This is a genomic window from Thermomonas sp., from assembly GCF_023953935.1.
Taxonomy (GTDB): domain Bacteria; phylum Pseudomonadota; class Gammaproteobacteria; order Xanthomonadales; family Xanthomonadaceae; genus Thermomonas.
This window is the reverse complement of record NZ_JAMLIW010000001.1, coordinates 375,572-396,269: the sequence shown is the minus strand read 5'-3', so window position 1 is coordinate 396,269 and position 20,698 is coordinate 375,572. Positions and strand designations below refer to the sequence as shown.

The window sequence follows — 20,698 nt, the reverse complement described above, 5'->3', positions numbered from 1 at the left end:
CCATGAAACATTTCAATGTGTTCCCGTACGACAGCAACATCGATTTCATGCGGATGCGCTGGGTGTCGCTGTCGGTGGCGGCCCTGCTGATGCTGGTCTCGCTGGTGGCGATGGGCACCCGCGGCTTCAACTTCTCGCTGGATTTCACCGGCGGTATCGGCGTCGAGCTGCGCTATGCGCAGGCACCGAACGTCGACCGGGTGCGTGAACAGCTCGAGGCGGCCGGTTTCCACGGCGCCGAAGTGCAGAGCTTCGGCAGCGACCACGACCTGCTGGTGCGCCTGCAGACCGACGACAAGAAGGAAGGCACCAGCGACAAGGCGGCCAGCATCGGTGATGCGGTCGCCAGGGCGGCGTCGCTGGCCGGCAACCCCGCGACCAAGCGCAGCAGCTCGGTGATCAGCGCCGAGGTCGGCAAGGACCTGGCGCTGAACGGCATGTACGCGGTGATCTTCGTCATCGTCGGGTTCCTGCTGTACATCTCGATGCGGTTCGAGAAGAAGTTCGCGGTCGCGGCAACCATCGGCACCATGCATGACGTCATCGTCTGCGCCGGCTGGTTTGCGGTCAGCGGCCACGAGTTCGACCTCAACGTGCTGGCCGGCATCCTGTCGGTGATGGGCTTCTCGATCAACGACACCATCGTGGTATTCGACCGCGTGCGCGAGAACTTCCGTTCGCTGCGCTCGGAGCCGACCGAGATCCTGAACAAGTCGGTCAACCAGACCCTGTCGCGTACCGTGATCACCTCGTTCGTGGCGTTCCTGACCGCGCTTGCCCTGTACATCTTCGGCGGGGACTCACTGCGCGGGATGGCTGAATCGCAGATGATCGGCATCGTCATCGGCACCCTGTCTTCGATCTACATCTCCTGCGCCCTGCTGACCATCGGCGGCCTGAAGGTGACCAAGCAGGACCTGATGCCCAAGGCCAAGGACCACGCCGAGCTGGCGCGCCGGCCGTAAGCGGCGCGTCGCCGGTCGCAAGCAGCAATCCTCCCTTCCCGCCGCAATGCGGGAAGGTCAGGCGTCGCCGACCACGCAAAAGTCCCGCCGCTTTCCCGAACCCCGCCGCTTCTGACAGCCGAATGGCTGTCCAATCCTGCCGCTTCTGACAGCCGTAATGGCTGTCCAATCCCGCCGCTACTGACAGCCGAATGGCTGTCCAATCCCGAATCCCGAATCCCGAATCCCGAATCCCGAATCCCGAATCACGAATCACGAATCACGAATCACGAATCACGAATCACGAATCACGAATCCCGAATCCCGAATCCCGAATCCCGAATCCCGAATCCCGAATCCCGAATCCCGAATCCCGAATCCCGAATCACGGATTTCAGCAGCGCATCCACCAGCTTGATGCTGCCTGCCATGACCTCGTGGCTGCCGCCGCCGGCTGCCGGATCAATCCGGCCCGGCTGCGCACCGCGGAAGTCGCAGAGACGGCCGCCGGCTTCGCGCACCAGCAGCTGGCCGGCGGCGATGTCCCAGATTCTGAGGCCGGCTTCGAAATAACCGTCGAGTCGGCCGCTGGCCACATAGGCCAGATCCAGCGCGGCCGAGCCGGTCCGGCGGATGTCCTCGGCGTCGGCCAGCAGCCGGCGCACGCAGTCGAGCCGCGCCGCCGCCTGGGCGCGGTCGCGGGGGGGAAAGCCCGTCGCGAGCACTGCGCCGGTCAGGTCCTTGCGCTCGTTGACGCGGATGCGGCGGTCGTTCAACATCGCGCCCGCGCCGCGGCTGGCGAGGAACAATTCATTGCGCAGCGGATCGAACACCACCCCGTGCTGCGCCACCCCGCCTTCGACCAGCGCAATTGAAATGCACCAGTGGGGAAACCCGCGCAGGTAATTGCTGGTGCCGTCCAGAGGATCGATCACGAACAGGCTGCCGCCACGGCCTTGGGTGCCACCTTCCTCGCCGAGGAACGACGCATCGGGGTGGGCGCGCTTGAGCTCGCGGATGATCGCTTGCTCGGCCTGCTGGTCGAGTTCGCTGGCGTAGTCGAGACGGTCTTTCTCGATCACGTTGATCGCATCGAGCTTGTTCATCCCGCGCAACAACACACCGCTGCCTGCGCGTGCCGCCTTGACCATGACGCTGACGATCGGTTTTTGCATGACAACGGGCCTCGGAGGCGAAGGCGAACGGGACGGTGGCGGAAAAGAGCAGGCCCGGCTCGGGTCCGGGGCGGAAAGTTTACCATTGGCGCATGGAAGCATCATCGCAGGCGCCGCTCGCGCACCACCTCCGGATCGTGCTGGTCGGCACCCAACACCCCGGCAATATTGGTTCGGCGGCGCGGGCGATGAAGACCATGGGCCTGCGCCAGCTGGTGCTGGTGGCGCCGGAAAAGGCCCCCGACCGTGATGCCCAGGCGATGGCTGCGGGCGCCGACGACCTGATCGCGGCAGCGCCGGTGTTCGCCACCCTGGCCGAGGCGGTGGCCGACTGCCGCTGGGTGCTGGGCTGCACCGCCCGCAGCCGGCGCATCCAGCTGGAACCGATGCATCCGCGCGCCGCCGCCGCCCGCGCGGTGGTCGCGGCGGCCAGCGGGCCGGTGGCGCTGGTGTTCGGGCGCGAGCGCAGCGGCCTCGACAACGAGGAAATGGCGCTGTGCAACGGTGCCGTGCACATCCCTTCCGATCCCGACTTCAGCTCGCTCAATCTCGCGGCGGCGGTGCAGGTGCTGAGTTATGAACTGCGCTGCGCGCTGCTCGATGCTGCCAGTCACGACAGCGGAGGCGAGGCGGGCGGAAGCGGCGCTGCGCTGCGCACGCCCCCGCCAAGCGCCGATGCGGCGACCCATGCCCAGCTCGAAGGCCTGTTCGAACACCTCGCCACTACCCTGGACGCGATCGATTTCCACAAGGGTCGCGCGCCGGACTCGGCCATGCGCAAGCTGCGCCGGTTGTACCTGCGCGCCAACCTCGACGCCGCCGAAGTCCGCCTGCTGCACGGCATCCTCGCCGATTCCGAGCGGATGGCGCGGCTGGCCGGCGATCGCACGATGCGGGACGAAATCTTGTAGGCTTGCGGGGTTGCCCGAAGGAGGCCGAACATCTGCCATGGGTCGAGTTCTGCGGACGTTCGTTTGCCTGCTTTGCCTGCTCGTCGCCTTTGTTCCCGTCGCCGCTGCCCAGAGCGTGCCCGAAGATCCCGATGCCGGCGTACTGGTCCTGGGGCGGATCAGCGACAACCCGAAGGCGCACTTCGAAGAGCTCAAGCCGCTGCTTGACTACCTCGTGCCGCGTCTGCGCGAGGTCGGGATCCGCAGCGGCCGGATCCTGATGGCGCGCGATCTGCAGCAGATGTCGAGCTACCTGCGGCGCGGTCGGGTGGATCTGATCAACGAAACCGCCGGCAACGCCTCGGTGCTGGAAGACCGCGGCGTTGCCCACACCTTCTTGATCAGCGAACGGGACGGGGTGCTGCGCTATCACAGCCTGTTCTTCGTGCGCCAGGACAGCCCGATCGAGTCACTGTCCGACCTGCGCGGGCACAGCGTGGCCTTCCAGAGCCCGTATTCGACCAGCGCCTACTACCTGCCGGCGAGCCACCTGCTCGCCGAGGGCGAATCACTGGAACCCCTGCTGTCCCCGACCGACAAACCGGCCCGGGATCGGGTGGGCTATCTGTACGCGCGCACCGAACTCAACATCACGACCTGGGTGCACAAGCGGCTGGTCGATGCCGGCGTGCTCAGCAACCTCGATTGGATCGATCCACACCGCGTGCCCCGGGCCTACCTGCCGGACCTGCGGATCATCGGCCGCAGTGAAGACGTGCCGCGGGCGTTGATGCTGGCGCGCAGCGGCATGGATCCGCGCGTGGAAGCACGCCTGCGCGAGCTTCTGCTGGAGGCCGCCAACGATCCCGCGGCGGCCGTGGCGTTGCGAAAATTCATGGGAACGACCCGCTTCGTGCCGATCGACGAGACGGACCGGGCCGCGCTGCGGCGGTTGGCGCGCGGCGTGCAGCGGCTGCGCCGGGAGGTCGAGTGAATCCGCGCCGTTCGAGCCTGCAATGGCGCTTCGGCAGCGCGGTGGCAGGGCTGCTGCTGCTGATGCTGATACTGACGCTGGCGCTGTGGTTTCGACAGACCCACGACGAGCGCGAGACCGTCGAGATCGCGCGCCAGAGCACCCATGCGCTGCTGCTCCAGCAGCTGCGGGACAGCGGCCAGGCGCAGGTGCGGCAGCTCGCCGATGCGCTGACCAATCCGCTGTACTACTTCGATCTCGAGGACGTGGGCGACCAGGCCCGCGATGCCCTGCGGTCCCCCGGGGTTGCCTACGTGCTGGTCTACGATCCCGAAGGCCGCATCCTGCACGATGGTTCGGGTGACATTCCCGCCTATGGCCGGCCGATGCGGGACGCGCTGGCCGGCAAGGTCGTTGCCGCCAAGGCCATGCTCGTGCAACAAACGGGCGCGATGCTGGACGTTTCCAGTCCGATATTCGTCGGCGATGAGCGGCTTGGGGGCGTTCGCATCGGCTATTCGATGGATGCCGCCGCACAGTCCGAAGAGCAAACCCTGCTCGGACTTCGCGAACGCCTGTCCAGCGTCAACAGGATCAGCCTGCTGTGGCTGCTGGCGATGTGCGCGGGCCTCGGCGTGGTCTGCATCCTCGGGGCGGTGGCCCTGCAGCGCATGCTGGTCGGTCCGATCCAGGCCCTGGCCGATGCTGCCCGCGAGATCGAACAGGGCAATTTCACCGCGCCGATCCCCGCGACCCGCCGCGATGATGAACTGGGCGATTTGACCCGTGCTTTCGGGCACATGCGCGACAGCGTGGCGCGCCACGACCGCGACATGCGCCGCGCTGCCTACAGTGACGCACTGACCGGCCTGGCCAATCGGCTGGCGTTTCGAACCGCGCTTGACCAGCGCCTGCGCGAGCTGCACGGGACGGGCGGGCAGCTCGCGCTGTTGTTCTGTGATCTCGATGATTTCAAGAGCATCAATGACACCCTCGGTCATGAAGCCGGCGACGACGTGCTGGTGCAGACCGCGTCCCGCATCGAGCAGGCCGTGAACACGATCGGCGCGGTCGGTGCGCTGGTCGCCCGCCTCGGCGGCGATGAATTCGTGATCCTGCTTGAGCCGACTCCCGGTGAGGCGATGGATGAGATTGCAACCCGCCTGGCCGAGGCGCTGGTGCAGAACCTCGCGTCACCGCTGCTGTTGCATGGACGGCGGCTGGTGCTGGGGACTTCGGTGGGGGTGGCGATCTTCCCCGACGATGCGGTCAACGCATCGCAGCTGATGAAGTGCGGCGACATCGCGATGTACCAGGCCAAGTTTGCCGGCAAGAACTGCTATCGCTTCTACAGTCGGTCGGTGGACGAGGATGCGATGCGACGCCTGCGGCTGGAGCAGGATCTGCGCGGTGCGTGGGACCGTGGCGAGCTGTCGGTGGTGTATCAGCCGATCTACCGCACCCACGACCGCGCGCTGATGGGCGCCGAGGCGCTGCTGCGCTGGGCGCATCCCGTGGAGGGGGCGATTTCGCCCGACGTGTTCGTGCCGGTGGCGGAGCAAAGTGGCCTGATCGACGAGATCGGCGAGCGCGTCCTGCGCACGGCCTGCACCGAGGCCGCGGACTGGCCGCGGCTGGCGGACGGGTCTCGACCGTTCGTGTCGGTCAATGTGTCCGGGCGCCAGCTGCGCAACGTGGGCCTGTTCGCGCAGGTGGTCGAAGCCCTGCAACTCAGCCAATTGCCTGCCGATCGGCTGCATCTGGAAGTGACGGAAACCGCGGTGATCCGAGATGTTGCCCACGCCGCTGACCTGCTGTCGCGGCTGCGCAATCTCGGGGTGCGGGTCTGGCTGGATGATTTCGGCACCGGGTATTCCAGCCTCAACCACCTGCGCCGGGTGCAGGTGGACGGGTTGAAGATCGACCGCAGCTTCATCGTCGATCTGCTCGATGACGCGGGCGATCTGGCCCTGACCAGCGCCACCATGGCGATGGCGCATTCGCTGGGGATCATCGTGGTGGCCGAGGGTGTCGAGCAGCGCGGCCAGTACGACCTGCTGCGCGAGCGCCAGGGGGATTACGTGCAAGGCTTCTGGCTGAGCGAGCCGCTGGCTGCGGCCGACTTCACCCGCCTGCTCGGTTGATCGCCGGGTTCACGTTCAGCCTTCGCCGGCCGGGCCCGGCGCGGGCACCGACGCGTCGCGTTGCAACAACAGCTTGTCGACCCGGGGGCCGTCGAGATCGACGACCTCGATCCGCCACTGGCCGACCCGGAAATATTCGCTGACCCGCGGAATGCGCCCGAAGTGGGCAATCACCAGTCCGGCGACGGTGTGGAACTCCATGTCGTCGGCATCAGGAATGCGCTCGCCGGTCAGCTCGCGCAGTTCGTCGATGTGCAGCCCGCCATCCACCAGCAGCGAGCCGTCCTCGCGTTCGACCACCAGCGCCTCGCCGTCGGTGGCGTCGCCACCGGCCTGCAGGCGCCCGATCACCGCATCGACGATGTCGGCGACCGTCACCATGCCCTGGATGTCGCCGTATTCGTCGACCACCAGCGCCATCGTCTGCTGGTCCTCGCGCAGCAGTTCCAGCAGCTTCATCGCGTGGGTGGATTCGGAGACGAACAGCGCCGGCCTGACGTCGTTGAACAACGCGGGCTTGGGACGGCCGAGTTCGTCGAGCAGGGTCTTGACCTCGAGGATGCCAGCCACGTCGGCGTCGCTGCCACGATGGACCGGGTAGCGCGAATAGGCGTGTTCCAGCATGACCGCGAGGTTTTCCTGCAGGCTCGCCGTCGTGTCCAGCCAGGTGATCCTGGTGCGCGGGGTCATCAGGCTGTCGGCGGTGCGATCGCCCAGCCGCATCACCCGGTTGACCATGTTGCGTTCGTCGAGATCGATGACGCCCTGCTCGTGGCCTTCGCTGACCAGCAGCTGGATCTCTTCTTCAGTGACATGGCTTCCGCCATGGCCATTGAGCCGGAACAGGGTCAGGACTGCGCGCACGGTGATGCTCAGCAGCCAGACCACCGGGCTCGAAATCCACGCCAGCCAGCGCATCGGTGGTGCCACCACGGAAGCGAGGCGTTCCGGCGCCAGCAGCGCGAGCCGCTTGGGAATCAATTCGCCCAGGACGATGCTCAGGTAGGTGATCAGGCTCACCGCCAACACCGTGCCGATGGTCTCGGAATAGCGACCCAGGGTCGGCACGTGGGTGGCCAGCCAGCGGCCGATGTGCTGGCCGATGGCGTCGCCGCCGTACATGCCGGTCAGGATGACAATGCTGGTGATGCCGACCTGGACCGTGGACAGGAAGCGTTCCGGGCGCTCGGCCAGTTCCAGAGCGGTGCGCGCGCCGCGGCTGGTTTCCGCACGTTGCTTCAGGCGCACCTTGCGCGAAGTGACGACGGCCATCTCCGACAGCGCGAAGAAGCCGTTGAGCACGATCAAGGCAAGGACGATCAGCAGTTCCAGCACGGACGGATACCGGGGACGGGAGGCGCATTGCCGCTTGACCGCATGCGAGCGGCCGGATGGGCGACAAGGGGCCGCCGGGCAAAGCGCGGAAGATGGGTCGGGTCGTGGGCCATGGCTGGGTGACGCCGGGGCATCATAACAGGCGTTTCGTGTCATGAATGCGTCACATTCGACGATTAGGCTGTGCCGCAATGCCCTCAGGCGACGTGGAAGTCACGATGTTTTCCCTGCAAACCATCTTCGGTTCCGGAACCCAGTTCTATGCGTTGCTGGACGACGCGGCGGCCGCTGCGCTGGACAGCGCCAAGGCCCTGCACGCGATGATGAAGGAGGCCGACCGCCAGCCGGCGTTGGATGCCTTCAAGCTGGCCCGCCTGCGCGAGCGCACCGCCGCCGAAAAGATCAGCCAGGCGCTGGTGGACAGCTACATCACCCCGATCGAGCGCGAGGACATCGAGGCGCTGGGCTCGGCATTGCACAAGATTCCCAAGCAGATCGAGAAGTTCGCCGACCGCTACGCGCTGGCGGTCCAGCACCTGGGCCACATCGATTTCGCGCCGCGCGCGGCGATGCTGGAGCAGGCCGCTGGCGTCGTGGTGGAAATGGTGGACCAGCTCGAGCACATGAACCTCGACCGCATGACCGCGCTCAACGAGAAGCTGCGTTCGATCGAAAACGAGGCCGACCGCCTGATGCTGGAGCTGTATCGGGAAATCTATTCCGGCAAGCTCGACAGCCTGCAGATGTTCCTGCTCAAGGAATTCTTCGAAATCCTGGAGAAGGCGATCGACCGCTGCCGCGAGGCCGGCGTGGTCGCCTACCAGATCGTCCTGAAGAACAGCTGACGGGGCACTGGCCAATGATGCTGACCCTGGTCCTGGTGGTGATCGCCGCCGCGCTGATCTTCGAATTCATCAACGGCTTCCACGACACCGCCAATTCGATCGCGGCGTCGGTGGCCACCAAGGTGCTTAGCCCCGGGCAGGCGGTGGTGATGGCGGCCGTGATGAACATGATCGGCGCTTTGACCGGCACTGCCGTCGCCGCAACCATCGCCACCGGGATCGTGAACACGGCCGTGGTGGATGCCACTTCCCAGCTGATGCTGTGCGCGCTGCTGGGCGCGATCGCCTGGAACCTCGTGACCTGGTGGTTCGGCCTGCCGTCCTCGTCTTCGCATGCCCTGATTGGCGGACTGTGCGGCGCGGCCTTGTCGGCTTCGCACATGGACTGGAACGCATTGCTGTGGGCCGAGCGTGCGGCCAGCTGGACCCAGAGCAAGGGCCTGGTGTGGAAGGTCCTGGTGCCGATGGTGACTTCGCCGCTGGCCGGCTTTCTGCTGGGCTTCACGTTGATGGTGGTGCTGTGGGCGCTGATCTTCGGGATGGAGCGCAGCGGCGGCTGGCTGCGGCGGATTGCCCGGCCGCGCTGGATCAACGCCGGCTTCGGCAAGCTGCAGATCATGTCGGCGGCATACATGGGCTACGCCCACGGCCACAACGATGCGCAGAAAACCATGGGCGTGATCGCGCTGACGCTGATCGGAGCGCAGGCCTCGGGCGCGCTGGACGACCTGCCGGGCTGGCTCGCCTTCATGCACCCCGAGCAGTCCTCCGGGGCGACGGTGGCGGACTGGATCATCGTCACCTGCGCGCTGGTGATGGCGGCGGGCACCGCCTCCGGCGGCTGGCGCATCATCAAGACCCTCGGCCACAAGATGGTCAAGCTGCATCCACTGGACGGGTTTGCGGTGGATACCAGCTCGGCCACGGTGCTGATGGCGGCAGCGCATTTCGGCATGCCGGTCTCGACCACGCACACGGTGTCCACCGCGATCATGGGCGTGGGCTTCGCCAAGAATCCGCGCCGACTCAAGCTCGGCACGATCGAGCGCATCGTCTGGGCCTGGATCCTGACGATCCCGGCCTCGGCCACCGTGGCCTGGCTGTTTTATCGGGGCCTGATGCTCGTCGGCTGGGTTTGAAGACGGGCGCTTACAGCAGATCCCCGCCGGCCGACAGCCGCAGTTCCATGGCGTCGCCGATGCCGCCGATTTCCAGGATCAGGCGGTCGATTTCGGCCGGCAGCAGGCTGTCGTAGGGACGGTTTTCGCACAATTGCAGGTAGCGCACGCCGTCCAGCTCGCCGATCGCGAGGAAGCCGACCCGGCTTTCCCAGTTGAAGATCAGGGCCTTGCGCGCGTCCAGCCCGGTGATCGGGGCGATCGAGGTGCTCACGCGCAGGAAGCGGCGGCCATCGTCGTTCTGCAGCTCGGTCAGGAAGATGGCCTGATGGCGCTGGCCCTGGCGCAGCGACAGCTCGACGCAGGCCAGACCATCTTCCTCCAGCAGCATGTGGTAGCCGGCGGAAATCAGGTGCTGATGGATCTGTTCGAAGTGGTTCATCGTGAAAGCGGGCCTGCGGGGGAGGGCGTTATGCTAACCCGATCATGGACCTCCCCGCAGGCACGCGTTCCCCACAGCAGCGCATCCTCGACGCCATCCGCGCGATCCCGGCCGGGCAGGTGGCCAGCTATGGCGGGATCGCGCGCCGCGCCGGACTGCCGGGACGGGCGCGGCTGGTGGCCCGGGTGCTCGGAGAGAGCGATGCCCCGGAGTTGCCCTGGCACCGGATCCTGCGTTCGGACGGCCGGATTGCCTTTGCGCCGGGAACCCGGCCCTGGCGCGAGCAGGCCAAGCGCCTGCGCGCCGAGGGCGTGGCGGTCCGCAATGGCCGGGTGCGGATGGACGCGGACGCGGAAACGCTGGATGCGGCCCTCTGGGCACCGCGCTGAACCGGTATGATGCACTGCAACGAAGACCGGGTTCCGCAAGGATGGCGTTCGACATTCCCCGCATCACCAAGGCGCTGCTGATCGCCAACATCGCCGGGTTTGCCCTGCAGTTCGCGCTGGGCAACGAGGCGATGATCAGCCTGATGCTGTGGCCCTGGGGCGGCTCGGTCTACGACCCGGCCCTGATGGCACCGTCGTTCATGCCCTGGCAGCTGCTCAGCTATGCCTTCCTGCACGGCAGTTTCTGGCACCTGGCCTTCAACATGCTGGCGCTGGTGATGTTCGGCGCGCCGCTGGAATACGTCTGGGGTCCGAAGCGGTTTTTGACCTTCTATCTGGTCTGCGTCGTCGGCGCCGGCATCTGCCAGCTCATCACCAGCTCTTGGATGCTCGCCAGCGGCAGCATGCCGATCCCGTCGATCGGCGCGTCCGGTGGCGTGTTCGGCCTGCTGCTGGCCTACGGGATGCTGTTCCCGAACCAGCGGGTGATGCTGCTGTTCCCGCCGATCCCGATGAAGGCGCGCACCCTGGTGATCCTGTACGGCATCTTCGAACTGGCCGCGGGCTTCACCGGGTTCCAGCCCGGCGTCGCGCATTTCGCGCACCTGGGCGGGATGCTGTTCGGCTGGCTGCTGATCCGTCACTGGCGCGGTCAGGGGCCGTTCGGCGGCGGGCGGCGCGGGCCGGGGATGCGCATCGTGCGCTGAGGCATTGCCATGAAAAAGGCCGGCATCGCCGGCCTTTTTCGCAACCGCGCCACAGGATCAAGCCGTTTTCGGCGGATCGCGCAGCTCCTTGCGCAGGATCTTGCCAACCGGGCTCTTGGGCAGGTCGTTGCGGAACTCGATGAACTTCGGGCGCTTGTAGCCGGTCATGTTGTCGTGGCAGAACGCCTTGACCTGGTCGGCGGTCAGGCCCGGGTCCTTCTTGACCACGAACACCTTCACCGCCTCGCCGGATTTGTCGTCGGGCACGCCAATTGCCGCCACTTCCAGTACCCCCGGCATCATCGCGATCACGTCCTCGACTTCGTTCGGATAGACGTTGAAGCCGGAGACCAGGATCATGTCCTTCTTGCGGTCGACGATGTAGAAATAGCCCTGCGCGTCCATCTTGGCCATGTCGCCGGTGTGCAGCCAGCCGTCGGCGTCCATGACTTTCGCGGTTTCTTCCGGGCGCTGCCAGTAGCCCTTCATCACCTGCGGGCCCTTGACGCAGAGTTCACCGATCTCGCCCATCGGCAGGACGGCACCGTCATCGCTCTTGATGCAGACATCGGTGGACGGCACCGGCATGCCGATCGAGCCGTTGTATTCGCGCAGGTCGAGCGGGTTGATGCATACCGCCGGCGAGGTTTCGGTCAGGCCGTAGGCTTCGGCCAGGGTCGAGCCAGTGACCGACTTCCACTTGTCCGCGACCGCGCGCTGCACCGCCATGCCGCCGCCGAGGGTCAGCCGCAGCTTGGAGAAATCGACCTCGTTGAAGCCGGGAGTGTTGAGCAGGCCGTTGAACAGGGTGTTGACGCCGGTGATCGCGGTGAACCCGGAGGTCTTGATCTCCTTGATGAAGCCGGGCATGTCGCGCGGGTTGGTGATCATCAGGTTGGTGCCGCCGAGCTTCAGGAACACCAGGCAGTTCGCCGTCAATGCGAAGATGTGGTACAGCGGCAGCGCGGTGATGATGAGTTCCTCGCCCGGGCGGACGTTGGATTGCACCCAGGCCGAGGCCTGCTGCATGTTGGCGACCAGGTTGCGATGGGTCAGCATCGCGCCCTTGGACACGCCGGTGGTGCCGCCGGTGTATTGCAGGAAGGCCAGGTCCTCCGGCGCGTTGCGCACCTCGGGAAGCTGGTGCATCCGCCCGAGCGTGAGGGTGTCCTTGAAACGGATGGCGCCGCTGATGCTGTAGTCGGGCACCATCTTCTTCACATACTTCAGGACGAAGTTGACGATGGCTCCCTTCGGGAAACCCAGCATGTCGCCGAGGCCGGTGGTGATCGCCTTCACCTGCGGCATCTGTTCGAGCACTTCCTGCGCCACGTTGCCGAAGTTGTCGAGCACCAGCAGCACGCTGGCGCCGGCGTCGGACAGCTGGTGCTTGAGCTCGCGCGCGGTGTACATCGGGTTGACGTTGACCACGATCAGGCCGGCACGCAGGATGCCGAACACCGCGATCGGGTATTGCAGGCAGTTGGGCATCATTACCGCAACCCGGTCGCCCTTCTTGAGTTTGAGTTCGCCCAGCAGGTAGCCGGCGAAATCGCGGCTGAGGCGATCGAGCTGGTCGTAGCTGATGCCCTTGCCCATGTTGATGAAGGCGGTGCGCGAACGGTAGGTCTTCAGCGCCGAATCGAATACGTCGGTGATCGACGCGAACTCGTTCAGGTCGATTTCCGCCGGTACACCGGCCGGGTAATGGGCCAGCCAAGGACGTTCGGAACTCATGTGCATCTCCCCAAGATCGTGATCGGCGCGCGCAATGCGCCAGCGTATGGTGCCCAAACCGATTTGAGCATAGCCTTTCGTGCGTGACAAGGCGACTCTTGCGGGCGGGAGACGGGGCGATGTGGAAGTTGCGAAGCCGATCACGCGGCCTGTGCGCGCTGCTGCTGGTGCTGTTGATGGCGCTGGCGCTGGCCAGCTGTGGCGGCCCGCCGCCGGAACAGGCGGTGCGGGCGCAGATTGCGGCGATGCAGGCCGCCATCGACGCCAGGGACGCCGGCAAGGTCAGTGACCTGCTGGCCGAGGATTTCGTCGGCAACGACGGCCTGGACAAGCGCGGCGCGCGGCGGATGGCGGCCGGGATCTTCCTGCAATACCGCAACGTCACCGGCCGGATCGGGCCGGTCAGCGTGGAACTGCGCGGCGATGACGATGCCGTGGCGCGTTTCACCGTGCTGGCAACCGCCGGCAGCGGCGGGTTGGTGCCGCAGGACGGGCAGGTGTTCGAGGTTGAAACCGGCTGGCACCGCGACGGCAGCGACTGGCTGCTGCGCAGCGCCAGTTGGAAGCCGAAGTTGTAGAGCGCGCGGCCTGACGCCCCCACACCCGGCTGCCCGGGCCGTGGGAGCGCGCCGCGCGCGCCAGCTGCTGCGCCTCAACCCTTCTTCGCCGCCAGCTCGCGCAGGACGTACTGCAAGATGCCGCCGTGGCGGTAGTAGGCCACTTCCTTCGGGGTCAGCAGGCGCACGTCGACTTCGAACGCCTTGTGGCTGCCGTCGGCGCGGGTGGCGGTGACGGTGGCGGTCTTGGACTGGCCGTCGTCCAGGCCGGTGATGGCGTAGATCTCGGTGCCGTCGAGGCCGTGGGTCGCGGCGTTTTCGCCGTCCTTGAACTGCAGCGGCAGCACGCCCATGCCGACCAGGTTGCTGCGGTGGATGCGCTCGAAGCTCTCGGCGATCACCGCCTTCACGCCCAGCAGCAAGGTGCCCTTGGCGGCCCAGTCGCGGCTGGAGCCGGTGCCGTATTCCTTGCCGGCAATCACCACCAGCGGGGTGCCGTCGGCCTTGTACTTCATCGCCGCGTCGTAGATCGACAGCTTCTCCGGCGGGTTGCTGCCGAAGTACAGGGTGTTGCCGCCTTCCTCGCCGTGGAAGAACTGGTTCTTGATGCGGATGTTGGCGAAGGTGCCGCGCACCATCACGTCATCGTTGCCGCGGCGGCTGCCGTAGCTGTTGAAGTGGACCGGGGTGACGCCGCGCTCGATCAGGAAGCGGCCCGCCGGCGAATCCTTCTTGATGCTGCCGGCCGGCGAGATGTGGTCGGTGGTGATCGAATCACCGAACAGCCCGAGCACGCGCGCGCCGTGGATGTCGGCGACGTGGCCGACTTCCATCGTCATGCCATCGAAGTAGGGCGGATTCTTGATGTAGGTCGAGGCACCGTCCCAGGCGTACAGCTGGCCGTCCGGGGAGGGAATCGCGTTCCAGCGCGCGTCACCCTTGAACACGTCGCCGTAGTTCTTCTTGAACATCTCCGGGTCGATGGTCGCGGCGATGGTGTCGTGGATCTCCTTGCTGGTCGGCCAGATGTCCTTCAGATAGACCGGCTGGCCGTCGCTGCCGGTGCCCAGCGGGTCGGTGGTCAGGTTGATGCCGGTGCTGCCGGCCAGCGCGTAGGCCACCACCAGCGGCGGGCTGGCGAGGTAGTTCATCTTCACTTCGGCGTGGATGCGGCCTTCGAAGTTGCGATTGCCCGACAGCACCGAGACCACGCACAGGTCGCCCGAGGCGACCCCGGCGCTGACTTCGACCGGCAGCGGACCGGAGTTGCCGATGCAGGTGGTGCAGCCGTAGCCGACGGTGTAGAAGCCGATCTTCTCCAGCTCCTTCTGCAGGCCGGCCTTTTCAAGATAGTCCGTCACCACCCGCGAGCCGGGCGCCAGCGAGGTCTTCACCCACGGCTTGCGGGTCAGGCCCTTGGCCGCGGCGTTGCGCGCCAGCAGACCGGCGGCGATCATCACCGCCGGGTTGGAGGTGTTGGTGCAGGAGGTGATCGCGGCAATGACCACCGCGCCGTCCTTGATCCGCACGTGCTGACCGTCGATGGTGATGTCGGCCAGGCCCTTGCCGATCTGCTCGTTGCCGACCGCCGCGCCGCCGCCTTCGGCAACGAAGTTGGAGACATCGCCGTTGCGCTGGTCGCGGGCCGCGGTGAGCTGGCTGATGACCTTGCGGGTGGATTCCTTCATGTCCGACAGCAGCACGCGGTCCTGCGGACGCTTGGGGCCGGCCAGCGAGGGCTGCACGGTGCCCATGTCCAGTTCCAGGGTCGAGCTGTAGCTGGCGGTCGGGGTGCTGGGTTCGTGCCACAGGCCCTGCGCCTTGGCATAGGCCTCGACCAGGGCGATGCGCTCTTCGCTGCGGCCGGACAGGCGCAGGTAGTTCAGTGATTCGGCGTCGATCGGGAAGATCGCGCAGGTGGCGCCGTATTCGGGTGACATATTTCCAATCGTGGCGCGGTCGGCCAGCGGCAGGTGCTGCAGGCCGTCGCCGTAGAACTCGACGAATTTGCCGACCACCCCGTGCTGGCGCAGCATCTGCGCCACGGTCAGGACCAGGTCGGTGGCGGTGGCGCCTTCCGGCAGCTTGCCGGTGAGCTTGAAGCCGACCACCTGCGGGATCAGCATCGAGCTGGGCTGGCCGAGCATCGCCGCCTCGGCCTCGATCCCGCCCACGCCCCAGCCGAGGATGCCCAGGCCGTTGACCATGGTGGTGTGGCTGTCGGTGCCGAACAGGGTGTCCGGGTAAGCCCAGAGCTTGCCGTCGATCTCGCTTTCCATCACCACCCGCGCCAAGTATTCGAGGTTGACCTGATGGACGATGCCGGTGCTGGGCGGCACCACCTTGAAGTTGCCGAAGGCTTTCTGACCCCAGCGCAGGAAACCGTAGCGCTCGTTGTTGCGTTCGAACTCGATCCGGCCGTTGACGTCCAGCGCGTCGGGCGTGGCGAACACGTCGACCTGCACCGAGTGGTCGATCACCAGCTCCGAGGGAATCAGCGGATTGATCTGCTCGGGCTTGCCGCCGAGCTTGACCACCGCGTCGCGCATCGCCGCCAGGTCCACCACGCAGGGCACCCCGGTGAAATCCTGCAGGATGACGCGCGCCGGCATGAACGCGATTTCGGTAGAGGGCAGGTCGCTGGCTTTCCAGTTGGCGACCGCCTCGATGTGGGAGGCGTGCACGGTGACATCGTCTTCGTGGCGCAGCAGGTTTTCCAGCAGGATCTTCATCGAATACGGCAGCCGCGCGATGTTGAAGCGCTGGCCCAGCTTGGCGAGGCTGGCGTAGGTGTAGGACTTGCCGTTGACCTCGAGCTGGTCGTGGCTGGCGAAGGAATCGTGCATGGATTTGCTCCGTGGCGTGGACGCGGGAAGTGTAGAACTGCCGACGTGACCGAACGGTGACGTGGTGGCGGGTCGGCAGGATCCGGGCACGGGTATGATATGACAAAAAAAGTATGTATGCTTCGTGCGTACTTCACCCAAGGGAGCGTGTGCGATGGATGTCATCGTCGGTGAGCGCGGCCAGGTGACCCTGCCCAAGCCGGTGCGCGACGCGCTCGGCCTGGCCAAGGGCAGCGTGCTCAAGGTCGAGCTCGACGGCGGCCGGATCTTGCTGCGCAAGGATGCCAGCGAGGCGCTGCGCAAGGTGCGCGGCAAATTCCGGCTGGTCGATGGGCTGGAATCGACCGACGCGGCCATGCGCGCCCTGCGCGGCCGCGCACCGGGTGGCCACGGAAAGGGGTGAACGGCCGTGATCGCGCTGGATTCCCCGGTTCTGATCGACCTGCTGGTCGGTGATCCTTGCCACGCTGAAGCCGCCGAGGCCTGCCTGGGCGACGCGCTGGCGCGGGACGACGTGGTGGTGTGCGAGGCGGTGGTGGCCGAGGTGCAGGCGGTGCTGGACACCTCGGTGAGCCTGATGGAGCCGCTGGCGGTGCTCGGCATCCGCTTTCTGCCGGCCAGCGAAGGGGCGGCGATGCGCGCCGGCCACATGCTCAAGCGCTTCCGCGCCCGCAGCGGCAGCCGCGAGCGGCTGGTGGCCGACTTTCTGGTCGGGGCCCACGCGTTGTTGCAATGTGACGCGCTGATCACCCGCGATGCCGGGTTTTTCCGCGACTACTTCAAAGGTCTGAAGCTGATCGTTCCCGGCGCCTGAGGCGGGGGCGGCCGGTGCCGGTCCAGGCCCGGAATTTGCCTGGTCCGGAATCGGGCCTTGCTTTGATTCGCCTCGATTCGGCGGGCCCCGGATGGGCGCAACAGCGCGTTCGTGACGGCTGTCACGGAGGTGAATTCGGGCTGAAGACTTCGCCCGCAATCCCTGTCCGGAATGCCCCCCTTGTTTCGTTGATTCCTGTGCTAGCCTGAATTCGAGGAATGATCGGGGCCATATCCCTCGGATGGGGGATTCCAGGGAATCCACCAAACACGGACACTGGGTTCCGGCGGCGACGAGGCCGCACGGGCCTGAACCGGCAGAGGCTTGCCGGGGTGTCCAGCGCCCCAACTTCAATCAGCGGAGAACCATCAAATGATTTCCATTCGTTCCACGGTGCTGGCGGCCTGCATGACCGGGATGGTCGCGCTGGCTTCCATGGGTCAGGCGAGTGCCGCCGACCGTCACGTCGTGATCAAGAACCACACCAGCTACACGATGGTGCGCTTCTACGCGTCGCGGTCGTCGACCAGCGACTGGGAAGAGGACATCCTCGGCGATCGGGTCGTGCGTTCCGGCAAGTCGGTGCGGATCAACATCGACGACGGTACCGGCGCCTGCATCTTCGATTTCAAGGCGGTCTTCAGCAACGGCAATGAAGCCACGCGCGGCAAGGTCAACGTCTGCGAAATCGGCGAATACACCTACACCGACTGATCCGATCGGACCCCGGGCAATGCCAGGACGGCGTTGCCCGGGTTTTTCGGTGAGCCACCCATTGCGCTGCTGTGCAGCCGGGGGTGGTTTTTCCGTTTGCGATCCTGAAAGCCTGCGGATGACGCAGGCTCGGGTGGGGCCGCACCTGCCGAATTTGCGGTTCCGTTTTCCTTCTCTCCGGGGACTCGCAGGCGTATTCCCTTATCCCTCCGGGAGAAGGTGGCGCGAAGCGCCGGGTGGGGGCCCGGCGGCGAACGGCTTTCGCCTGCGGCCTCAGCCCAGCCGCGCGTCGATGGCGGCCGCCATGGCGCGGCGCTGGAACACGAAGTCCCACAGGCTGCCGCCGAGCTGGCGCCAGAGCACGGCTGAGCGCAGTGCCGCCAGCAGCAAGGCGCGAATCTCCGCAACCACGCCGGCCTGCCCGAGGTAGTGCGGGTTGCCTTGCACCATCACCCGCGGTCGCAAGCTGCTGATGGTGTCGGCATAGAGCTTGGCCAGTTGCGCGACCGTTTCCGGGTCGGCGCTGCCGCGTGTGGCCCCAGTCGGTTCCAGCTTGCGCAGCCCCTGCTGCACCTCGCTGGCCATGTCGCCGTTGCGGATGAACCTGCGCTCCAGCTGCATGACCGCCAGCACCAGGCGACCCAGCGCCTCGTCCTTGTTGCCGTGGGCCAGGTAGTCACGCAGTTGCTGCAGCCCGGTACGCAGATTGCCGGCGCTGCCGTACACCGATTCGGTGTCGGCGGCGTCGATCCGCAGCACGCTGTCGAGCGCGGTTTCGACCTGCCGACTCTCGCACTGGCCGGTGTCGGCGATGCGCCGCACCTGCGCCAGCGCCTGCAGCAGGCCGGCCAGTGCCAGCACGCGGTCGTCGATGCTCGTTGTGGTCATGCGGGTTATCCTTGGCTTGTGACAGCCCGGCTTGCGTCAGGCGCGGGCGCATCGGTGGATGCGATCACCGCGCCGCCCAGGCAATTATCGCCCGCGTAGAGCACCAGTGCCTGTCCCGGCGTCACCGCCCGCTGCGGCTGCGTGAAGCGCACCGCGAGCGTGCCGTCATCTTGTACTTCCACTTCGCAGGCCTGATCGGGCTGCCGATAGCGGGTCTGGGCGGTGCAGGAAAACTGGCGGGAAGGCGCCGCGCCCGCGACCCAGTGGGCAACTCCGGTGCGCAGGCTGCGCGACAGCAGCCACGGGCTGTCGTGGCCCTGGTCGACGTACAGGACGTTGCGTTCAACATCCTTGCCGACCACGAACCAGGGCGCCTGCGGGCGGCCGCGCACGCCGCCGATGTTCAGGCCTTCGCGCTGGCCGATGGTGAAATAACACACGCCCGGATGCGCGCCGAGCCGGACCCCGTCCGGCGTGCGAATGTCCCCCGGCCGGCTGGGCAGGTAGCGGGCGAGAAAGGCCCGGAAATCGCGTTCGCCGATGAAGCAGATGCCGGTCGAATCGCGCTTGGTCGCCGTGCCCAACCCGCGCGCGGCGGCCAGCCGCCGGACTGCATCCTTGTGCAGTTCGCCCAGCGGGAAGCGGGTGAAGGCCAGCTGCGTCTGGCCGAGCTGGTGCAGGAAATAGCTCTGGTCCTTGCTGCGGTCCAGCGCGCGCAGCAGCCGGAAACGGCCGTCCGCGCCGCGTGCCACCCGCGCGTAGTGGCCGGTGGCGATGGCGTCGGCCCCGAGCGCGTGGGCGGCGTCGAGAAAGTGCTTGAACTTGATTTCGCGGTTGCAGGCCACGTCGGGGTTGGGCGTGCGGCCGGCCGCGTATTCGTCGAGGAAGTGCTGGAACACCTCGTGCCAGTATTCCCTGGAAAAATCGCGAAACCGGATCGGGATGCCCAGCAGGCCGCACACCGCCACCGCGTCGCGGCGGTCGTCCTCGGCCCGGCATTCACCGCTGCCATCGTCGGCCCAGTTGGACATGAACACGCCGGTGACCTCGTGCCCGGCCTGCTGCAGGAGCAAAGCGGCCACCGAGGAGTCCACGCCGCCGGAGATGCCGACGATGATCCGGGTGCCGGTCATGGCAGGGCGTCCAGCAGGGCCGGCGGATCGCGGCCGTCGACCCGCGCCTCGACGCACGGCAGCCGACCGTCGCGGGCCGCACCCACCGCGACGGTGACCTCCGGCGCCCGCTGCGCCATCCGTTGTGCCCCCTGCTCAGAGGCGATCGGCGTCGCCGGACAGCTCGATTTCCTTGTCATCGGCGATCGAGCCGGCGACCCGGATCGCGGCATTCAGCTCCTGCGCGTTGGCGCTGTCCGGGAGCTTGATCACGTAATACAGGTAATCACCGGCAATTTCCCAGGCGCCGATCTTCTTGGTGCGGCTCTCGCGCAGCAGGTCCATCGCCATCTCGGCCGTGAGGCCGTCGGTCTTGATGTTTGCGGCCGGGGCGAACACCTCACGGATGCTCAGGCCGCTGACGTCCTCGGTGCCGCCGGACACGTAGATCAGCTGGGTGCGGCCTTCTTCGGAGAAATTGAGGATCACCTTGTAGTCGCCGTCGTCGTCGATGGTGTACTTCAGGCCACGCGCGGTCAGGCGCGCCTCCACCGAGGCGTCGGCCGCCGCGGCGGGAAGCGAAGCCAGCGGGAGCAGGCAGGCAAGGGACAGGGCAAGCAGGCGCATGGTGGACTCCGGTTGAAATGGGCTGGCCGCACGGGCGGCGTTTTATACTTTGCCAATGCCACAACAGCCTGACAAGCCACAGCATGAGCGCGGCACCGTGGTCGCACCCGCGCGACCCGAGCTGGCGCGACCGCCGATGTATACGGTGCTGCTGCTGAACGATGATTACACGCCGATGGATTTCGTGGTCGAGGTGTTGATGCAGTTCTTCTCGATGGGGCTGGAACGGGCCACCCAGGTCATGCTGCACGTGCATACCCGCGGCCGCGGCGTGTGCGGGGTGTATACCCGCGAAATTGCCGAATCCAAGGTGGCCCAGGTCAACGAGTACGCCCGGATGAGCCAGCATCCGCTGCTGTGCACCATGGAACGCGGCTGAACCGCCCGCATCCTTCCGCCGGAGAAATGTCGGCAATGTGAACGCGGTCACATTCGGGACTT

General features: G+C 66.5%; 21 protein-coding genes. 13 read left to right on the top strand and 8 right to left on the bottom strand.

What is annotated here, in order from left to right; genetic code table 11:
* Nucleotides 1–2: 2 nt before the first annotated feature.
* Complete coding sequence (secF, locus tag M9902_RS01805; RefSeq protein ID WP_297173074.1) at nucleotides 3–965, top strand: protein translocase subunit SecF; 963 nt, start codon at nucleotides 3–5, stop codon at nucleotides 963–965.
* A 287-nt stretch (nucleotides 966–1,252) separates the two neighbouring features.
* Here secF and M9902_RS01800 read toward each other — a convergent pair whose 3' ends face one another.
* Nucleotides 1,253–2,119, bottom strand: coding sequence for an inositol monophosphatase family protein (locus M9902_RS01800; protein WP_297220768.1), 867 nt, complete (start codon nucleotides 2,117–2,119; stop codon nucleotides 1,253–1,255).
* Nucleotides 2,120–2,211: 92 nt separating this feature from the next.
* Between M9902_RS01800 and M9902_RS01795 the strand changes: the two genes are divergently transcribed.
* From M9902_RS01795 to M9902_RS01785, 3 genes are read left to right on the top strand one after another with little or no spacing between them, the layout of a single operon-like run.
* Nucleotides 2,212–3,030, top strand: a complete 819-nt coding sequence (locus M9902_RS01795; RefSeq protein WP_297220764.1) for an RNA methyltransferase — start codon at nucleotides 2,212–2,214, stop codon at nucleotides 3,028–3,030.
* 37 nt (nucleotides 3,031–3,067) lie between these two features.
* Nucleotides 3,068–4,003, top strand: a complete 936-nt coding sequence (locus M9902_RS01790) for a phosphate/phosphite/phosphonate ABC transporter substrate-binding protein (protein ID WP_297173409.1) — start codon at nucleotides 3,068–3,070, stop codon at nucleotides 4,001–4,003.
* Entirely contained in the window at nucleotides 4,000–6,126 is a 2,127-nt protein-coding gene (locus M9902_RS01785) for an EAL domain-containing protein (RefSeq protein WP_297220763.1), read from the top strand. The genes M9902_RS01790 and M9902_RS01785 overlap by 4 nt, the downstream gene beginning before the upstream one ends.
* A gap of 15 nt (nucleotides 6,127–6,141) precedes the next feature.
* Here the strand turns inward: M9902_RS01785 and M9902_RS01780 are convergent, their stop codons facing one another.
* Nucleotides 6,142–7,461: a hemolysin family protein gene (locus M9902_RS01780; protein WP_297220760.1), complete on the bottom strand. Its 1,320-nt coding sequence runs from the start codon at nucleotides 7,459–7,461 to the stop codon at nucleotides 6,142–6,144.
* A gap of 218 nt (nucleotides 7,462–7,679) precedes the next feature.
* Between M9902_RS01780 and M9902_RS01775 the strand changes: the two genes are divergently transcribed.
* Nucleotides 7,680–8,306 carry a pit accessory protein gene (locus tag M9902_RS01775; protein ID WP_297173481.1) on the top strand — a complete coding sequence of 209 codons (627 nt, stop codon included), beginning with the start codon at nucleotides 7,680–7,682 and terminating at the stop codon, nucleotides 8,304–8,306.
* A 17-nt stretch (nucleotides 8,307–8,323) separates the two neighbouring features.
* A complete protein-coding gene (locus tag M9902_RS01770) occupies nucleotides 8,324–9,445 on the top strand; it encodes an inorganic phosphate transporter (protein WP_297173417.1) in 1,122 nt (373 codons plus the stop codon).
* 10 nt (nucleotides 9,446–9,455) lie between these two features.
* On the opposite strand, the gene M9902_RS01765 is transcribed toward M9902_RS01770, so the two are convergent.
* Nucleotides 9,456–9,866, bottom strand: coding sequence for a hypothetical protein (locus M9902_RS01765; RefSeq protein ID WP_297173420.1), 411 nt, complete (start codon nucleotides 9,864–9,866; stop codon nucleotides 9,456–9,458).
* Nucleotides 9,867–9,910: 44 nt separating this feature from the next.
* On the opposite strand from M9902_RS01765, the gene M9902_RS01760 reads away from it, so the two are divergent.
* Both M9902_RS01760 and M9902_RS01755 read left to right on the top strand, forming a co-directional pair.
* Nucleotides 9,911–10,255, top strand: a complete 345-nt coding sequence (locus M9902_RS01760; protein WP_297173424.1) for an MGMT family protein — start codon at nucleotides 9,911–9,913, stop codon at nucleotides 10,253–10,255.
* 41 nt (nucleotides 10,256–10,296) lie between these two features.
* Nucleotides 10,297–10,962 carry a rhomboid family intramembrane serine protease gene (locus M9902_RS01755; protein WP_297173427.1) on the top strand — a complete coding sequence of 222 codons (666 nt, stop codon included), beginning with the start codon at nucleotides 10,297–10,299 and terminating at the stop codon, nucleotides 10,960–10,962.
* A gap of 57 nt (nucleotides 10,963–11,019) precedes the next feature.
* On the opposite strand, the gene M9902_RS01750 is transcribed toward M9902_RS01755, so the two are convergent.
* Nucleotides 11,020–12,699: an AMP-binding protein gene (locus tag M9902_RS01750; protein WP_297173429.1), complete on the bottom strand. Its 1,680-nt coding sequence runs from the start codon at nucleotides 12,697–12,699 to the stop codon at nucleotides 11,020–11,022.
* A gap of 119 nt (nucleotides 12,700–12,818) precedes the next feature.
* Between M9902_RS01750 and M9902_RS01745 the strand changes: the two genes are divergently transcribed.
* On the top strand, nucleotides 12,819–13,277 hold the full coding sequence (locus M9902_RS01745; RefSeq protein WP_297220757.1) for a nuclear transport factor 2 family protein: 459 nt from the start codon (nucleotides 12,819–12,821) through the stop codon (nucleotides 13,275–13,277).
* A gap of 74 nt (nucleotides 13,278–13,351) precedes the next feature.
* Here M9902_RS01745 and acnA read toward each other — a convergent pair whose 3' ends face one another.
* A complete protein-coding gene (gene acnA / locus M9902_RS01740; protein ID WP_297173435.1) occupies nucleotides 13,352–16,102 on the bottom strand; it encodes an aconitate hydratase AcnA in 2,751 nt (916 codons plus the stop codon).
* A 154-nt stretch (nucleotides 16,103–16,256) separates the two neighbouring features.
* Here acnA and M9902_RS01735 point away from each other — a divergent pair, with 154 nt between their 5' ends.
* The 3 genes from M9902_RS01735 to M9902_RS01725 all read left to right on the top strand — a co-directional run bounded on the left by M9902_RS01735 (nucleotide 16,257) and on the right by M9902_RS01725 (nucleotide 17,630).
* Complete coding sequence (locus M9902_RS01735) at nucleotides 16,257–16,505, top strand: AbrB/MazE/SpoVT family DNA-binding domain-containing protein (protein WP_297173437.1); 249 nt, start codon at nucleotides 16,257–16,259, stop codon at nucleotides 16,503–16,505.
* A 6-nt stretch (nucleotides 16,506–16,511) separates the two neighbouring features.
* The gene (locus M9902_RS01730; RefSeq protein ID WP_297173439.1) at nucleotides 16,512–16,916 is read left to right on the top strand and encodes a type II toxin-antitoxin system VapC family toxin; all 405 of its coding nucleotides are present in this window, start codon (nucleotides 16,512–16,514) and stop codon (nucleotides 16,914–16,916) included.
* Between the two features lie 372 nt (nucleotides 16,917–17,288).
* A complete protein-coding gene (locus M9902_RS01725; RefSeq protein WP_297173442.1) occupies nucleotides 17,289–17,630 on the top strand; it encodes a hypothetical protein in 342 nt (113 codons plus the stop codon).
* Nucleotides 17,631–17,903: 273 nt separating this feature from the next.
* Here M9902_RS01725 and hflD read toward each other — a convergent pair whose 3' ends face one another.
* From hflD to M9902_RS01710, 3 genes are all read right to left on the bottom strand, one after another.
* Nucleotides 17,904–18,518: a high frequency lysogenization protein HflD gene (hflD, locus tag M9902_RS01720; protein WP_297173445.1), complete on the bottom strand. Its 615-nt coding sequence runs from the start codon at nucleotides 18,516–18,518 to the stop codon at nucleotides 17,904–17,906.
* 5 nt (nucleotides 18,519–18,523) lie between these two features.
* Complete coding sequence (gene mnmA / locus M9902_RS01715) at nucleotides 18,524–19,651, bottom strand: tRNA 2-thiouridine(34) synthase MnmA (RefSeq protein WP_297220753.1); 1,128 nt, start codon at nucleotides 19,649–19,651, stop codon at nucleotides 18,524–18,526.
* A 135-nt stretch (nucleotides 19,652–19,786) separates the two neighbouring features.
* A complete protein-coding gene (locus M9902_RS01710) occupies nucleotides 19,787–20,257 on the bottom strand; it encodes a hypothetical protein (protein ID WP_297220751.1) in 471 nt (156 codons plus the stop codon).
* Nucleotides 20,258–20,312: 55 nt separating this feature from the next.
* On the opposite strand from M9902_RS01710, the gene clpS reads away from it, so the two are divergent.
* Nucleotides 20,313–20,636 (top strand): ATP-dependent Clp protease adapter ClpS, encoded by a 324-nt coding sequence (clpS, locus tag M9902_RS01705; RefSeq protein WP_297173457.1) that lies wholly within the window; start codon nucleotides 20,313–20,315, stop codon nucleotides 20,634–20,636.
* Nucleotides 20,637–20,698 lie beyond the last annotated feature (62 nt).

Bases quoted from the DNA above. Each gene is read 5' to 3' on its own strand.
- secF (WP_297173074.1), top strand. From the start codon at position 3: ATGAAACATTTCAATGTGTTCCCGTACGACAGCAACATCGATTTCATG.
- M9902_RS01800 (WP_297220768.1), bottom strand. From the start codon at position 2,119: ATGCAAAAACCGATCGTCAGCGTCATGGTCAAGGCGGCACGCGCAGGC.
- M9902_RS01795 (WP_297220764.1), top strand. From the start codon at position 2,212: ATGGAAGCATCATCGCAGGCGCCGCTCGCGCACCACCTCCGGATCGTG.
- M9902_RS01790 (WP_297173409.1), top strand. From the start codon at position 3,068: ATGGGTCGAGTTCTGCGGACGTTCGTTTGCCTGCTTTGCCTGCTCGTC.
- M9902_RS01775 (WP_297173481.1), top strand. From the start codon at position 7,680: ATGTTTTCCCTGCAAACCATCTTCGGTTCCGGAACCCAGTTCTATGCG.
- M9902_RS01770 (WP_297173417.1), top strand. From the start codon at position 8,324: ATGCTGACCCTGGTCCTGGTGGTGATCGCCGCCGCGCTGATCTTCGAA.
- M9902_RS01765 (WP_297173420.1), bottom strand. From the start codon at position 9,866: ATGAACCACTTCGAACAGATCCATCAGCACCTGATTTCCGCCGGCTAC.
- M9902_RS01760 (WP_297173424.1), top strand. From the start codon at position 9,911: ATGGACCTCCCCGCAGGCACGCGTTCCCCACAGCAGCGCATCCTCGAC.
- M9902_RS01755 (WP_297173427.1), top strand. From the start codon at position 10,297: ATGGCGTTCGACATTCCCCGCATCACCAAGGCGCTGCTGATCGCCAAC.
- M9902_RS01750 (WP_297173429.1), bottom strand. From the start codon at position 12,699: ATGAGTTCCGAACGTCCTTGGCTGGCCCATTACCCGGCCGGTGTACCG.
- M9902_RS01745 (WP_297220757.1), top strand. From the start codon at position 12,819: ATGTGGAAGTTGCGAAGCCGATCACGCGGCCTGTGCGCGCTGCTGCTG.
- acnA (WP_297173435.1), bottom strand. From the start codon at position 16,102: ATGCACGATTCCTTCGCCAGCCACGACCAGCTCGAGGTCAACGGCAAG.
- M9902_RS01735 (WP_297173437.1), top strand. From the start codon at position 16,257: ATGGATGTCATCGTCGGTGAGCGCGGCCAGGTGACCCTGCCCAAGCCG.
- M9902_RS01725 (WP_297173442.1), top strand. From the start codon at position 17,289: ATGATTTCCATTCGTTCCACGGTGCTGGCGGCCTGCATGACCGGGATG.
- hflD (WP_297173445.1), bottom strand. From the start codon at position 18,518: ATGACCACAACGAGCATCGACGACCGCGTGCTGGCACTGGCCGGCCTG.
- mnmA (WP_297220753.1), bottom strand. From the start codon at position 19,651: ATGACCGGCACCCGGATCATCGTCGGCATCTCCGGCGGCGTGGACTCC.
- M9902_RS01710 (WP_297220751.1), bottom strand. From the start codon at position 20,257: ATGCGCCTGCTTGCCCTGTCCCTTGCCTGCCTGCTCCCGCTGGCTTCG.
- clpS (WP_297173457.1), top strand. From the start codon at position 20,313: ATGCCACAACAGCCTGACAAGCCACAGCATGAGCGCGGCACCGTGGTC.